Origin of the sequence: Neoroseomonas soli, from assembly GCF_018129065.1 — a bacterium.
Taxonomy (GTDB): Bacteria; Pseudomonadota; Alphaproteobacteria; order Acetobacterales; family Acetobacteraceae; genus Neoroseomonas; species Neoroseomonas soli.
In genome coordinates this window covers 11,929-25,682 of sequence record NZ_JAAEDM010000004.1, presented here as the reverse complement: position 1 = coordinate 25,682, position 13,754 = coordinate 11,929, and the positions used below count along the sequence as shown (strand labels likewise).

Here is a 13,754-nt window from a genome sequence, read left to right as displayed (position 1 = left end):
GCCTGCCGCCAGAGGCCTGCGCCGACAAGCAGGCAGGAGGAAGCGGATGAGGAAGATGAGGGCCGCGCTGGTCGCGGCGCTGGTGATGGCTGCCGTGCCCGCGCAGGCACAGGTCCAGATGATCGTGAACTTCGCCGCAGGCGGACCGACCGACATCGTCGCGCGGCTGATGCAGAACGAGATGGGGGCGGCGCTCGGCCAGCCGGTCGTGGTGCGCAACGTCGCCGGCGCCGGGGGGACCATCGGCACCGCGGAAGCGGCGCGCGCCCGGCCGGATGGGCAGACGGTCCTGTTCTCGCCGGTCGGGCCGATGGCGATCCAGCCGCATTTCCGGCGCGGGCTGAGCTACGGCCTGGAGAACTTCGCCGCGATCTGCCAGGTGGCGGACAGCCCGGTGGTGATGATGACGCCGAAGACCTCCGGGCTGCGCACGGTGGCGGATGTGGTCGCGCGCGCCCGCGCGCAGGGCACGGGTTTCCCCTTCGCCTCGACCGGGGCGGGCAGCATCCCGCACATCTCGAACGTTGCCTTCATGCGGCTGGCGAACATCGAGATGAACCATGTGCCCTACCGTGGCTCCGGTGAGGTGATGCTGGCCTTCCAGCAGGGCCAGGTGCAGTTGTTCACCGACCAGACGCTGCTGATCCGGCAGTACGACCTGCATCCGATCGCCTTCCTGACCGAACGCCGCAATCCCGACTTCCCCGACGTGCCGACGATGCGGGAACAGGGCTACGACCTGGTCTATACGATCTGGTCCGGCCTCTATGTGCCGGCCGGCACGCCGGAGCCGGTGATGGCACGGCTGGAAGCGGCCTGCGATCGCACCATGCGCAACGCCGAGGTGGTCGCGGGGATGAACCGCGTGGCGCAGCCCATCCTCTACCGCAATCGCACGGAGTTCGCGGCCTTCTCGCGCAGCGAAGGCGAGAAGTTCCGCTCGCTGATCGAAGCCGCGGGATTGCGCTCGGCCGAATAGGTCAGGCGTCGGGCAGCGGGTCGGAGCCCTTGATCTCGAGGGCTTCGAGCACGCGGGAGACGCAGTTGTAGCCGGCGATGGTCGTCGTCAGTTCGACGAGTTGGCGTGGCGGGAAGAGGTCGCGCGCGGCCCTGGCGACATCTTCCGGCACGTGGACCTGCTTCGTCATGGCATCGCAATAGGCCAGTGCGGCGCGTTCCGTCGCGTCGAAGAGCAGACTGCCTTCCCAATCCGGCAGGTCGTCGAGCTGCGCCTGCGTCATGCCCTCCGCCAGCGCGATCGGCGCATGGGCGTTCCATTCGTAGGACGCGCCGTTGATGGCGGCGATGCGGCAGATCACCATCTCCCGCAGCTTGCCGGAGAGCGTGGAGTTCCAGCGCACGGCATCGAACATGCTGATCCAGCCCTGCGCGATGGGCGGTGCGTGCAGCAGCATGCGATGCAGGTGGCCGATCTTCTTGCGGGAAGCGCGGATGGTCTCTGCCGCCTCCCTCAGGTCCGGCTGCGCGGGATCGGCGTAGGGAATGCGGGCCATGGTTTCCTCCGTCGCGCCGAGTGTGGCGCGACGGGGGAAGCGCGTGAAGTCAGGCCGGACGGCGCCGCAGCAGATAACGCTGGCGGCCATCCATCACGAGTTCGCCCTTCTGGTTATGCACGGTGCTGCGCAGGCCGATCACGCCGGTCGTGCGCTGGGGCGTGACCTCGTCCACCTCCAGCGCGGCGTAGAGCGTGTCGCCCACGAAGACCGGATGGAGGAAGCTGGAGGACTGGTCGAGAAAGCCCTTGAGGCTCTCCTCCACCATGTGCGGGAACATCCCCGCCCCTGCCGCCGTCTGGATGACCACCTGGAAGCCGTGCGCCAGCATGTGCGGCATGCCATGCGCGCGGCAATACTCGACATCGTAGTGGACCGGGTGGTTGTCGCCGGATGCAGCCTGGAAGGCGAGGAAAATGGCATCCGTCATGGTGCGGCTGGGCAGGACGAAGCGCTCGCCGAGGGTGAAGTCCTCGAACCAGCGCTGCTGCGGCACCATGCGATGGGCGGTGGGATCGAAGGCGGTCATGCGTAGCCGAGTTCCTTGTCGCGTGCGACGTCGGCATGATCGCGCGCGGCCGGATCGCCGAAGCCGCCACCGCCTGACGTTTCCAGGCGCACGATATCGCCCCTCAGCAGGCGCACGCCATCCGACTTCGGCGCGATGGGCGTCTCGACGCCGTCGCGGATGCGCACGAGCCGCCCGAGGCTGCCCGGCCCGCCGCCGGCAAGGCCATAGGGCGGGAAGCGGAAGCGGTCCATGTTCGCGGTAAAGACACCGGCCGGACTGTCCAGCCGCCATTCGCGGAACAGGCCAAGGCCGCCGCGATGCTTCCCCGCCCCGCCGGACCCGGGCAGCAGGCCGTAGCGGGTGATCGTCAGCGGCATCTGGCTCTCGATCATCTCCGCCGGGATGTTGGCGTTGTTGTGCATGCCGAAGGACCAGGCGTTGACGCCATCCTTCACCGGGTTGGCGCCGGTGCCGCCGATCTCGATCTCGACCAGCACCTCGCGGCCGCCGTCCTCGGCCTCGGTCTGGAAGGTCGCGACGTAGGAACCGCCGTAGTAGGCGGCGGGCATGCGGTCCGGCAGCGCCTGGTGCAGGCAGCCGAACATCACGTTCGCCAGGCGGTGCGACACCGCGACGCGATGCGCGACCGAGGCCGGTGCGCGGCAGGAGGTGACGCTGCCCTCCCGGTGGGTGATGCGGATCGGGCGGTAGCAGCCGGCATTGGCCGGCATCGCGCCATCCGTCGCGGCGATGATGGAATAATAGACCGCGCAGTTCGACATCGCCGGCGTGCAGTTGATCGGCCCGCGCTGCTGGTCGGCGCAGCCGGTGAGATCGACCGCGATCTCGTCGCCCTTCACCGTCAGCACGGCGTGCAGGCGCACGGGCTCGCCGGAGACGCCGTCATCGTCGAGGAAATCCTCGAACTCGTAGCGCCCGTCCGGCATGGCGCGGATGGCGGCGCGCATGGCGGCCTCGCTCATGTCGAGGATGCGGGCGGTCGCCTCCAGCATTCCCGCCGCCCCATGGCGCTGCGCGAGGCGGCGGATCGACGCCGCGCCGACCTCGAGGCTCGCGAGCTGCGACTGAAGGTCGCCCAGCATCAGCGCCGGCTTGCGCACGTTCTGGCCGATCATCTCCCAGACCGCCCGGTTCAGGCGGCCGTTCTCGATCAGCTTGATCGGCGGGATGCGAAGGCCTTCCTGGAAGACCTCCGTCGCCGTGGCGGCATAGGAACCCGGCGCCATGCCGCCCATGTCGATGTGGTGGCAGAGCGCGCCGACATAGGCGACGCGCCTGCCCTCATGCATCACCGGCTTGAACACCAGCACGTCGTTCAGGTGCTGCGCGCCGCAATAGGGGTCGTTGGTGGCGACGACGTCGTCGGGCCCCCATTCCTCGGCGTTCACGAAGCGGTCGAGCAGCGTGCGCAGCGCGGCACCCATCGAGTTCAGGTGCTGCGGGATGCGCGCCGATTGCGCGACGTTGTTGCCCTCCGCATCGAAGACGGCGGTGGAGTAGTCCAGCAGCTCGCGCACGATGGTCGAGCGGCTGGTACGCCAGATGGTGATGTCCATCTCGGCGGCCGCGGCAGTCAATGCGTTGCGGATGACCTCGATCTCGATGGGTCCGAGCGTCATGGCGTCTCCCTCCGCGCCATCAGCGTGCCGGCGGGGCCGAGCCGCGCTGTCCAGCCGCGCGTGATCCAGTGGGTCGCGAAGGCCTCCTCGACCACGGCGGGACCCTCGATGGTGTCGGCGTCAGTCAAGGCCTCGCGGTCCCAGACTGCGATGTCGCGCCATGCCCCGGCCTCGAAGACGCGGCGCGCGCCCTTGCGCGCGGGGCGTTCGGCGGGTGGCGGGTCGCCGGGTTCGGGCTTGTCCAGCACGCCCGTCGCGACGGCGCGCAGCGTGACGACCTCCACCGGATCGCCCGGATTGGCGTAGGAGAACCGCTGCCGGTGCGTGGCGTGGAAGGCCTCGACGAGCGCGGCGATATCCTCGGCATCAGGCGTGGCGACCTCGCCCCATGGAATCAGCAGTTCGAAGGCCTGGCCGTGGTAGCGCATGTCGGCGGCCATGCTGATGCGGCGGCGCTCGGGCGCGATGCCGTCCTGCGCCAGGCGCGCGTCGGCCTCGGCGCGGAGGGCCGCGAGGGTTTCCACGATTCGCGGCAGGCTGGCGGCTTCCGCACGCATCACGCGGGAACGGGCGATGTCCTGCGTCAGGTCGGAGAACAGGATGCCATAGGCGGAGAGCGTGCCCGGCTCGCGCGGGAAGGCGACCTCGGAGATACCGAGTTCCGCCGCCACCTCCGTCGCATGCAGGCCACCGGCGCCGCCGAAGGACAGCAGACAGAAGTCGCGCGGATCCAACCCCTTCTCGAACAGCGACAGCCGGATCGCCGCGCCGAGATTGGCATTCGTGACGGTCAGGACCCCTTCCGCGGCCTGTTCCACGCCAAGGCCGAGCGGCTTGCCGACCTTCGCCTCCAGCGCGGCGCGCGTGCCCGGCATGTCGAGCTTCATCATGCCGCCGAGGAAGAATTCCGGATCGAGCCTGCCCAGCGCCAGGTTGGCGTCCGTGACCGTCGGTTCGCTCCCTCCGCGGCCGTAGGAAACCGGCCCCGGCCGCGCCCCCGCGCTGCGCGGCCCCACCGTCAATCGCCCGCCCGCATCCACCGAGGCGATGGACCCGCCGCCGGCGCCGATGGTGCGCATCTCGACCATGGGCAACCGCACCGGCAGGCGATCGATCTCGCCCTGGGTGATGACCGAGACGCGTCCATCCTGCACGACGGAGACGTCGAAGGACGTCCCGCCCATGTCCACCGCCACCAGGTTCGGCCGCGACAGCAGCGCCGAGAGCCGCCCAGCCGCCAAAGTGCCGCCGGACGGGCCGGACAGCAGCAGCCGCGCCGGCTGCTCCGCCGCCATGCGCAGGCTGCACACGCCGCCATTCGACTGCACGAGGAAGACGAGCGGCTGGAATCCGCCCTCCCCCAGCCGCGCATCCAGCCGGTCGAGATAGGCCTTCACCACCGGCACCAGCAGCGCGTTCAGCACCGTGGTGGAGGTGCGTTCGTATTCGCGGATCTCGGGCGAGATGTCCGAGGACAGCGACACCGGCAGGTCCGGCCGCGCGACGCGGATCATCGTCGCGAGGCGCTGCTCATGCGCCGGGTTGGCGTAGGCATGCAGCAAGGATACCGCCACGCAGTCCGCGCCCAATGCCGCGATGCGGTCCAGCAGCGCCGGGATCGCGGCCTCGTCGAGCGCGGTCTCCGTGGTGCCATCGGCACGCATGCGCTCCGGCACGCCGAGCCGCCGGTCGCGCGGGATCAGCGTCGGGAAGGGTTCCGGCGCCAGGCCATAGATGTCGCGGCGAACATGGCGGTTGATCTCGAGCACGTCCTCGAAGCCCGCGGTCGTCAGCAGGACGCCGCGCGCCAGTTTCCGCTCGAGCACCGCATTCGTCGCGATGGTGGTGCCGTGCAGCAGAAGCCCGACATCGGCCAGCGCGAAGCCGAAGCGTTCGGCGGCCTCGGTCACGCCGCGCATCAGGCCAATGGAGGGGTCCTCCGGCGTCGTCGGCGTCTTCCACGCGCGGGCGATGCCATTGCGGGCATCGAGGATCTGGAGGTCGGTGAAGGTGCCGCCGATATCGACCGCGATGCGGACGGGGCGGGCCGTGTCGGTGCTTGTCACGCAGCGTTTCCCGAATTGGTTCAGGACATGATGGCCGGCAGCCAGAGCGCGAGGCCGGGGAAGATCATGAGGATGGCGACAGCCAGAAGATAGACCCCGAGAAAGGGCATGACGCCCATGAAGACGTCGGTGATCGGGCCCGGCCGGCTGCGCATTCCCTGCAGCACGTACATCACCGTTCCGTCTGGCGGGCTGATCTGCGCGATCTCGACCAGCATGGTGACGATCACGCCGAACCAGATCGGGTCGTAGCCCAGCGCCACCACGATCGGGAACACCACCGGCACGGTGGTGATGATCATGGAGAAACCCTCCATGAAGGTCCCGAGCGCGACATAGAGCGCGATGATGCACAGCATGATGCCCCAGGGCGGGATCGGCAGCCCGGCGATCAGCCCGGCCAGCGCCTGCGGCACGTTGATGAGGGTCAGGATGTAGTTCAGCAGGTAGGCGCCGAAGAGGATCAGCCCGAGCAGCGCCGTGTTGCGCGCCGTCGCTTCCGCCGAGGCATTCAGCATGCGGAAGGTCAGCCGGCGTTCCAGCGCGGCGAAGACCGCCGCACCCACGACGCCGAGCGCGGCAGCCTCGGTCGGCGTGGCGAAGCCGCCATAGATCGATCCCAGCACCAGCAGGATCAACAGCAGCGTCGGCACCAGGTCCAGCAGGGCGCGCATCTTCACGCCCAGGGGCACCCGTTCGGGCTTCTCCATCGGGTGCTTCAGCCCATGGGCCAGGATCACCAGGATGAAGAGGCCCGTCACCAGCACCGAAGGAATGATCGCCGCGATGTAGAGCGCACCGACCGAGGTCTCGGTGATCAGCCCGTAGATGATGAAGGTGATGCCCGGCGGGATCAGGTTGCCGAGCGCCCCGCCCGCCGCCAGCGAACCCAGCACCATGCGCTGGCTGTACTTCGTGTCCTGGAAATAGGGCAGTGCCACCGAGCCCATCGTCGCCGCGGTCGCCACCGACGACCCCGAGATCGCCGAGAACACCGCGCAGGACACGATGTTGGTGTGCAGCAACCCGCCCGGCATGCGGTTCAGCCAGACGTTCAGCGCCTTGTAGAGCCGGTCCGACAGCCCCGCCCGCAGCAGGATCTCCCCCATCAGCAGGAAGAGCGGAACGGCCACCAGCACGAAGTTGGAGGACGGCCCCCACAACGTCTGCCCCAGGAAGGCCCACCACGGCCGGTCGGAGAACAGGAACCCGGTCAGCACGCCGAGCACGCCGAGCACGGCGGCGATGTACACCCCCGATCCGAAGAAGACGACGAAGACCGCCGTCAGCATCAGGATCTCGCCGACGGGCAGCGCCTGGCCGGTGGTGGCCGCGGCGAAGATGGTGACGGCCAGCAGGCCGAGCAGGAAGACGATGGCGATCACGGGCGCGGAGCCTCCTCGCCTTCATGCGCCATGGCCACGGCTTCCAATGCCTCCTCGGTCTCGTCCTCGAGCGTGCGGGATCCGAGCAGCCCGTCCAGCGAAGCCCCCCGCCCCGCCAGCAGCGCCAGCGACGCCTCCAGCAGCAGCACGAAGCAGGAGAGGACGAAGGCCGATATCCCGAAGGCCCAGATGCCCTGCGGCCAGACCATCTGGAACCGCAGCGCGGAATTGTCGTGCGCGTCGAACAGCGCGCTCTCGTCCACCAGTTCCCAGGCCGCCCAGGCGAACAGGACAGCGAGCGCCGACAGCAGCCCCAGCGCCAGGATGTGCAGCGGTGCCCGCACCTGGACGGGCAGCCGGTTCACGAAGACGTCCACGCGGATATGCGCCCGCTTGAACAGCGTATGCGCCAGCGCCCAGGCAATGCCGCCGGCCAGCAGGTAGCCGGTGACTTCCACCGTCGCCTGGGAGGAGAAGCCGAGGAAGGTGCGCGCCACGATGTCGAAGGTGATGAACAGCGCGCAGACGATGTAGGCCCAGCCCGCGACATAGGCCATCAGCGCCGCCACCGCGGCGGCCGCGCGCCGCAGCGCGCGGACCGCCCGCAGCGGAGCCGGGACCGGGCCGACCGCGCCGCTCACCCGCCGAAGCGCACGCCGGAGATCGGCGCGATCACCTCGTTGTAGACCTCCCCGCAGCGGGCGCCGCAGCGGCGCACCCAGCCGGGCAGCACGACCTCGCGGAAGATGCGGCGTGCCTCGGCCTTGTCGGCATCGGTCGCCGCCACTTCCGTCATCGGCCGGGCGGCAACGTTGTGGATGCGGCATTCGGCGGTGCGGCCGATGTTGCAGTCGATGCCGTCGCGCGTCGCGGCATTGCCGAGTTCCCACTGCTTGTCGCTGACTTCCTTCATGGTCGCTTCCATGAAGGCGCGCACCTGCGGGTCCAGCCGGTTCCACCAGTTGAGGTTGACGAGATACCCGGCGACGGCCCAGGAGACCGGAAGGTTGGAAATGTGCGTCGTCACCTCCGGCCAGCGCGCCGCGGCGCCGGACCCCGATCCTGTGATGGCGCAGTCCACCACGCCGCGCTCGAGCGCCGAATAGACCTCGGGGAAGCCGATGCTCACCGGCTGCGCGCCGAGTGTGGTGAAGAAATCCACCAGCGAATTGCCGAAGGTGCGGATGCGCCGGCCGCGCAGGTCGGACAGGCTGGTGAAGGCCTGGCGGCAGAACACCACCTGCGCCGGGAAGGGATAGAGCCCGACCAGCCGCGTGCCGAAACGCTCGAGGTCGCGATTGGCGGCGGGGATGATCGCCTCGGCGATGCGCTGCGCGTCGCGGATGTCGGGCGCGAGGCCTGCCAGGTCCACGCCGTCCAGGATCGGCACGTCACCGGATAGCGTCGTCAGCGTGCCCGCGCCGATCTCCACCTGACCGGAGCGGACCAGGCGCACGATCTCGTTGCCGGCGAGGTTGCGCTCGGCATGGGTGGACAGCGTCACCTGGATGCGGCCGTTGCTGCGCTGCGCGGTGGCATCGCGCAGCACGGGAACATCGACGCGCGTGTATTGCGGCTGGGTCGGCAGCGGCTGCGTGACCGCGGCGATTCGCACCGGCGGCCCGGCCGGCAGGCTCGGCACCTGCGCCAGGGCGGGGACAGAAACCGCTGCCGAGGCAAGAAGCCCGGCGATCACGCGTCGCAGCATCGCAAACTCCTCCTGTTGACCGGGGTCGGATCTTCCGTCCGCCCGCATGACGACACTCGACCACGCGTCGGGCGATGCGTCGAGGGGCGGCACCCGCGCCTTCGGGGCCCGCGCGCACGGCGATGCCCCGCCGGGCGGCAGAACGGCCCGTCGCTGCCTTCGGCGGCAGCAGGGCGGAGGAGGGGGTTTCGCAACCGCGAAGCCTGGCCCATGCTCGTGCCCTCGCTGGGAGAGCCCGCCATGACGCTCCGCCGCCGCGATCTGCTTGCCGCCGGCCTCGCGCTGCCCGCGGCGGCGCGCGCACAGGGTCCGGGCGGGTTCCCGAACCGCCCGATCCGTCTCATCGCGCCCTTCCCCCCCGGCGGCGGAGTCGACCTGACGGCGCGGCTGCTGGCCGAACCACTCTCGCGTGAACTGGGACAGACGGTGGTGGTGGAGAACCGCGGCGGCGCCGGTGGCGTGATCGGTGTCGAGGCGATGAGCCGCGCCGCGCCGGACGGCTACACCCTCTCGCTGACCGGCGCGGGCACGATCACCGCGGGACCGCACCTGCGGCGCCTGCCGTACGAGGCGCTCGGCCTCACGCACATCACGCGGCTGGTGCGCATGCCCTTCATCGTCGCGGTGCGCACCGATCTGCCGGCGAGCACGCTGACGGAATTCCTCGCCCTCGCGAAGGCCCGGGAACTGCGCTACGCCTCGGGTGGCGCGGGCACCAGCCAGCACCTGACGGGCGAGTTGTTCAACCAGATGGCCGGGCTGCGCATGATCCACGTGCCGTATCGCGGCACCGGGCCTGCGCTGAACGATCTCGCGGCACGCGTGGTGGACCTTTATTTCGGCGACCCGGCGACGCTCTCCGTCATCAATGCCGGAGGGGCGCGGGCGATGGCGGTGACCTCGCCGCAGCGCTGGCCGCTGCTGCCGGACGTGCCTGCGGTGGCCGAAGGCGTGCCGGGCTACGAAAGCGAAAACTGGTACGGCCTCGCTGCGCCGCCCGGCCTGCCGGTGGAGATCCGCGGCATCCTGCACGCCGCGGTGGTCAAGGTGATGCGCGATCCGGCGACCGTGCGCCGCTTCGACGAGGCCGGCCTGCATCCGGCCGTCATGGAACTCGCGGATTATGATGCCTTCCTGCGCGCGGATTCAACGCGCTGGGAAGGCGTGGTGAGAACGGGGAACATCAGCATCGATGGGTGACTCGCGCCTGGCCGTCGACATCGGCGGCACCTTCACGGACCTCGTGCTGCAGACGCCGCGCGGCACCCATGAGATGAAGCTGCTCACCACGCCCGAGGCGCCCGAGCGTGCCGTGCTGGAAGGTGCCAGCGCCATCCTCGCCGCCGCCGGCTGCGCGCCCGCGGAGGTCGGGCTGGTGGTCCACGGCACGACGCTCGCGACCAATGCGCTGATCGAGCGCAAGGGCGCGCCCACCGCCCTGCTGACGACGGAAGGCTTCCGCGATTCCGTCGAGATGGCCTACGAACACCGCTTCGAGCAATATGACCTGTCGATGCAGCGGCCCGAGCCGCTGGTGCCGCGCGACCTGCGCCTCGGCGTGAGGGAACGCGTCGCGGCGGATGGCTCGGTCCTGCTGCCGCTGGATGAGGACGCCGTGCGCGCCACGGCGCGGAGCCTGCGCGGGCGCGGCATCCAGGCGGTGGCGATCTGCTTCCTGCATTCCTTCACCAACCCGGCGCACGAACGTCGCGCGGCGGAGATCCTCGCCGAGGAGATGCCGGGCGCGTCCGTCACCATCTCCTCCGAGGTGGCGCCCGAGATCCGGGAATACGAACGCGCCTCCACCACCATCGCCAATGCCTATGTCCTGCCGCTGATGGGCCGCTACCTGGCGGCCCTGGAGGAGGGGCTGAAGGAGGCCGGGCTCGACTGCCCGCTGCTGCTGATGATGTCCTCGGGCGGCGTCACCACGGTCGAGACGGCCCGGCGCTATCCCGTCCGGCTGGTGGAAAGCGGGCCCGCGGGCGGGGCGATCCTTGCGCAGGCCGTCGCCGCCGAGAACGGGCTCGGGCAGGTGCTGGCCTTCGACATGGGCGGCACCACGGCGAAGCTGACGCTGATCGACGATCTCGAATTCCAGCGCTCGCGGTCCTTCGAGGTGGCGCGCGCCTACCGCTTCATCCAGGGCAGCGGCCTGCCGGTGCGCATCCCGGTGATCGAGCTGGTGGAGATCGGCGCCGGCGGCGGCTCGATCGCGCGCGTCGATGCGCTCGGGCGCATCCTGGTCGGGCCGGACAGCGCGGGCAGCGTGCCGGGCCCCGCCTGCTACGGGCGCGGCGGAACGGCGCCGACCGTCACCGATGCGGATGCGACGCTCGGCCGGCTCGATCCCGCGCGCTTCGCCGGCGGGTCGATCGCGCTCGACGTCGCGCGCGCCGAGGCCGTGGTGGGCGACAGTGTCGCCGCCCCGCTCGCCATGCCGCCGAGGCAGGGCGCCGTGGGCATCGCCGAAATCGTGGACGAGACCATGGCCAATGCCGCCCGCGTGCATGCCGTGGAGAACGGCAAGGATACGGCCGGCCGTGCCATGATCGCCTTCGGGGGCGCGGCGCCGCTGCATGCCGCGCGACTGGCGCAGAAGCTCGGCATCGCGCGGGTCGTGGTGCCGGTGGGCGCGGGGGTGGGTTCCGCGCACGGCTTCCTGCGCGCGCCGATCGCCTATGAGGTGGTGCGCAGCCGGCACATGCGCCTCGATGCCTTCGATGCGGCGGCGCTGAACCTGCTTTTCGCGGAGATGCGGGCGGAGGCCGAGGCGGTGGTCCGCATGGGCGCGCCCGCCGCCGCGCTGACGGAAACCCGCACCGGCTTCATGCGCTATCGCGGCCAGGGGCACGAGATCGCCGTGCCGCTGCCCGCCCGCGCCTTCGAGGCAACCGATGCGGCCGGCCTGCACCGCAGCTTCGAGGCCGCCTACACGACCCTCTTCGGCCGCGTCATCCCGCGGCTGGAGGTGGAGGCGATGACCTTCGCCCTCTCGCTGTCCGCCGCGCGGCCGCTGCCCGCGCGGGTGCCGGATCCGCCATCCCTGCCCGCCCCGCCGCCGCGCGGCAGCCGGGAGGTGACCGATCCGGCGACCGGCGCGACGGAAGCCGCGGCGCTGCACGAGCGCGCATCCCTCGCCCCCGGCATGACGCTCGCCGGCCCCGCGCTGATCGTCGAGGACGGCACCACGACCGTGGTCCCGCGCGGCACCACCGCGCGCATCAACGCCCTGCACCAGATCGTGCTGGAGACGGCCGCATGAACACCGACATCCGCTTCCAGGTCATGTGGAACCGCCTGCTCTCGGTGGTGGAGGAGCAGGCGCGCACGCTGGTGCGCACGGCGTTCTCCACCTCCGCGCGCGAGGCGGGAGACATCTCCGCCGGCGTCTTCGACCTCGACGGGCAGATGCTGGCCCAGGCCGTGACCGGCACGCCGGGGCACGTGAACTCCATGGCGCGCAGCGTCGTGCATTTCCTCAGGGAGTTCCCGGCACACACGATGAAGCCGGGCGACCATTACATCACCAACGATCCCTGGAAGGGGACCGGGCATCTCTACGACCTGGTGGTCACCTCGCCTGCCTTCCACAACGGGAAGCTCGTCGCGCTCTTCTCCTCGACGACGCATCTGGTGGACATCGGCGGCGTCGGCCAGTCGGCGGAAGGCAAGCAGGTCTTCCACGAAGGGCTGTTCATCCCGCTGATCCCGCTCGCGCGCGAAGGCGTGGTGGACGAGACGGTGATGCGCATCATCCGCGCCAATGTGCGCGAGCCGGTGCAGGTGGAAGGGGACGTCTTCGCGCTCATGGCCTGCAACGAGACGGGCGAGAGGCGCCTGTCCGCCATGCTCGCCGAGCACGGGCTCGCGGACCTCGACGCGCTCGGGGACTACATCATCACCCGCTCCCGCGCCGGCATGACGGCGGCGATCCGGAAGCTGCCGAAGGGCACGTGGAAATCCCACATGCGCATCGACGGCGTGAACGAGCCGATCGACCTGCACGCCACGGTCACGATCGCCGACGACCACATCGCCGTGGACTACGCCGGCACCTCGGCCGCGGTGCCCTTCGGCATCAACTGCCCGCTCTGCTACACGGAGGCCTACACCGCCTTCGGCGTGAAATGCGTGGTGGGCGCGGAGATCCCGAACAATGCCGGCACGCTGGACGCCGTGATCGTCACCGCGCCCGAGGGCTCGATCGTCAATGCACCCTTCCCCTTCCCGGTCACCGCGCGCTCGACCATGGGACACATGCTGCCCGACGTGGTCTACGGCGCGCTCGACCAGGCGATCCCTGGCCGCGTGCCGGCGGAGGGCACGTCCAACCTGTGGAACCTGAAGCTCGGCGCCGGGCCCGGCTACACGGGGCCAAAGGGGCCGGCCTTCATGATCACGTCCTTCCACTCGGGCGGAACGGGCGCGCGGCCGAACCTGGACGGGCTCTCGGCGACGCCCTTCCCCTCCGGCGTGCGCAACGTCCCGGTGGAAGTGACCGAGGCGATCACGCCGCTTGTCTTCTGGAAGAAGGAGTTGCGCGAGGGCTCCGGCGGGGCCGGGCGCCAGCGCGGCGGCCTCGGACAGGTGATCGAGGTCGGCCGCCGGGACGGCGAGCCCTTCGGCATCTTCGCCACCTTCGAGCGGGTGAAGCACCCGGCACGCGGCCGCGCGGGCGGGCAGGACGGCGCGCGCGGGCGGCTTTCCCTCGCTTCCGGCGAGGAACTCCGGCCCAAGGGCTTCCACGTCGTCCCCGCCGGCGACCGCATCGTGGTGGAGATGCCCGGCGGCGGTGGCTACGGCGACCCGGCCGAACGCGACGCGGAGGTCGCGGCGCGCGACCTCCGGCTCGGCTACGTCCGGGACTAGAACAGGCCCCGATCAGGTGGAATCACCCGATCGGATGAAGATGCCCGCGCAAACAAGC

Annotated in this window: 11 protein-coding genes; 4 read left to right on the top strand and 7 right to left on the bottom strand. The window is 70.4% G+C overall.

Features of this window, described 5'->3' with window-relative positions; all coding sequences use genetic code 11:
• Positions 1–46 precede the first annotated feature (46 nt).
• A complete protein-coding gene (locus tag GXW76_RS02365) occupies positions 47–979 on the top strand; it encodes a Bug family tripartite tricarboxylate transporter substrate binding protein (RefSeq protein ID WP_211860386.1) in 933 nt (310 codons plus the stop codon).
• Between the two features lies 1 nt (position 980).
• Here GXW76_RS02365 and GXW76_RS02360 read toward each other — a convergent pair whose 3' ends face one another.
• Genes GXW76_RS02360 through GXW76_RS02330 form a run of 7 tightly spaced genes read right to left on the bottom strand, consistent with a single transcriptional unit; the run spans position 981 to position 8,824 of the window.
• Entirely contained in the window at positions 981–1,514 is a 534-nt protein-coding gene (locus GXW76_RS02360) for a carboxymuconolactone decarboxylase family protein (protein WP_211860385.1), read from the bottom strand.
• A gap of 49 nt (positions 1,515–1,563) precedes the next feature.
• Entirely contained in the window at positions 1,564–2,043 is a 480-nt protein-coding gene (locus GXW76_RS02355) for a MaoC family dehydratase (protein ID WP_211860384.1), read from the bottom strand.
• Positions 2,040–3,665, bottom strand: a complete 1,626-nt coding sequence (locus tag GXW76_RS02350; protein WP_211860383.1) for a hydantoinase B/oxoprolinase family protein — start codon at positions 3,663–3,665, stop codon at positions 2,040–2,042. Before GXW76_RS02350 ends, GXW76_RS02355 begins: the two co-directional genes overlap by 4 nt.
• Positions 3,662–5,731: a hydantoinase/oxoprolinase family protein gene (locus tag GXW76_RS02345; RefSeq protein ID WP_211860382.1), complete on the bottom strand. Its 2,070-nt coding sequence runs from the start codon at positions 5,729–5,731 to the stop codon at positions 3,662–3,664. The genes GXW76_RS02350 and GXW76_RS02345 overlap by 4 nt, the downstream gene beginning before the upstream one ends.
• A 20-nt stretch (positions 5,732–5,751) precedes the next feature.
• Positions 5,752–7,116, bottom strand: coding sequence for a TRAP transporter large permease (locus GXW76_RS02340; RefSeq protein ID WP_211860381.1), 1,365 nt, complete (start codon positions 7,114–7,116; stop codon positions 5,752–5,754).
• Positions 7,113–7,757 carry a TRAP transporter small permease subunit gene (locus GXW76_RS02335; protein WP_211860380.1) on the bottom strand — a complete coding sequence of 215 codons (645 nt, stop codon included), beginning with the start codon at positions 7,755–7,757 and terminating at the stop codon, positions 7,113–7,115. The genes GXW76_RS02340 and GXW76_RS02335 overlap by 4 nt, the downstream gene beginning before the upstream one ends.
• Positions 7,754–8,824 (bottom strand): TRAP transporter substrate-binding protein, encoded by a 1,071-nt coding sequence (locus tag GXW76_RS02330; RefSeq protein ID WP_211860379.1) that lies wholly within the window; start codon positions 8,822–8,824, stop codon positions 7,754–7,756. Before GXW76_RS02330 ends, GXW76_RS02335 begins: the two co-directional genes overlap by 4 nt.
• Positions 8,825–9,064: 240 nt before the next feature.
• On the opposite strand from GXW76_RS02330, the gene GXW76_RS02325 reads away from it, so the two are divergent.
• From GXW76_RS02325 to GXW76_RS02315, 3 genes are read left to right on the top strand one after another with little or no spacing between them, the layout of a single operon-like run.
• The gene (locus GXW76_RS02325) at positions 9,065–10,024 is read left to right on the top strand and encodes a Bug family tripartite tricarboxylate transporter substrate binding protein (RefSeq protein ID WP_211860378.1); all 960 of its coding nucleotides are present in this window, start codon (positions 9,065–9,067) and stop codon (positions 10,022–10,024) included.
• The gene (locus GXW76_RS02320; RefSeq protein ID WP_211860377.1) at positions 10,017–12,089 is read left to right on the top strand and encodes a hydantoinase/oxoprolinase family protein; all 2,073 of its coding nucleotides are present in this window, start codon (positions 10,017–10,019) and stop codon (positions 12,087–12,089) included. The genes GXW76_RS02325 and GXW76_RS02320 overlap by 8 nt, the downstream gene beginning before the upstream one ends.
• Positions 12,086–13,696, top strand: coding sequence for a hydantoinase B/oxoprolinase family protein (locus GXW76_RS02315; protein ID WP_211860376.1), 1,611 nt, complete (start codon positions 12,086–12,088; stop codon positions 13,694–13,696). The genes GXW76_RS02320 and GXW76_RS02315 overlap by 4 nt, the downstream gene beginning before the upstream one ends.
• Positions 13,697–13,754 lie beyond the last annotated feature (58 nt).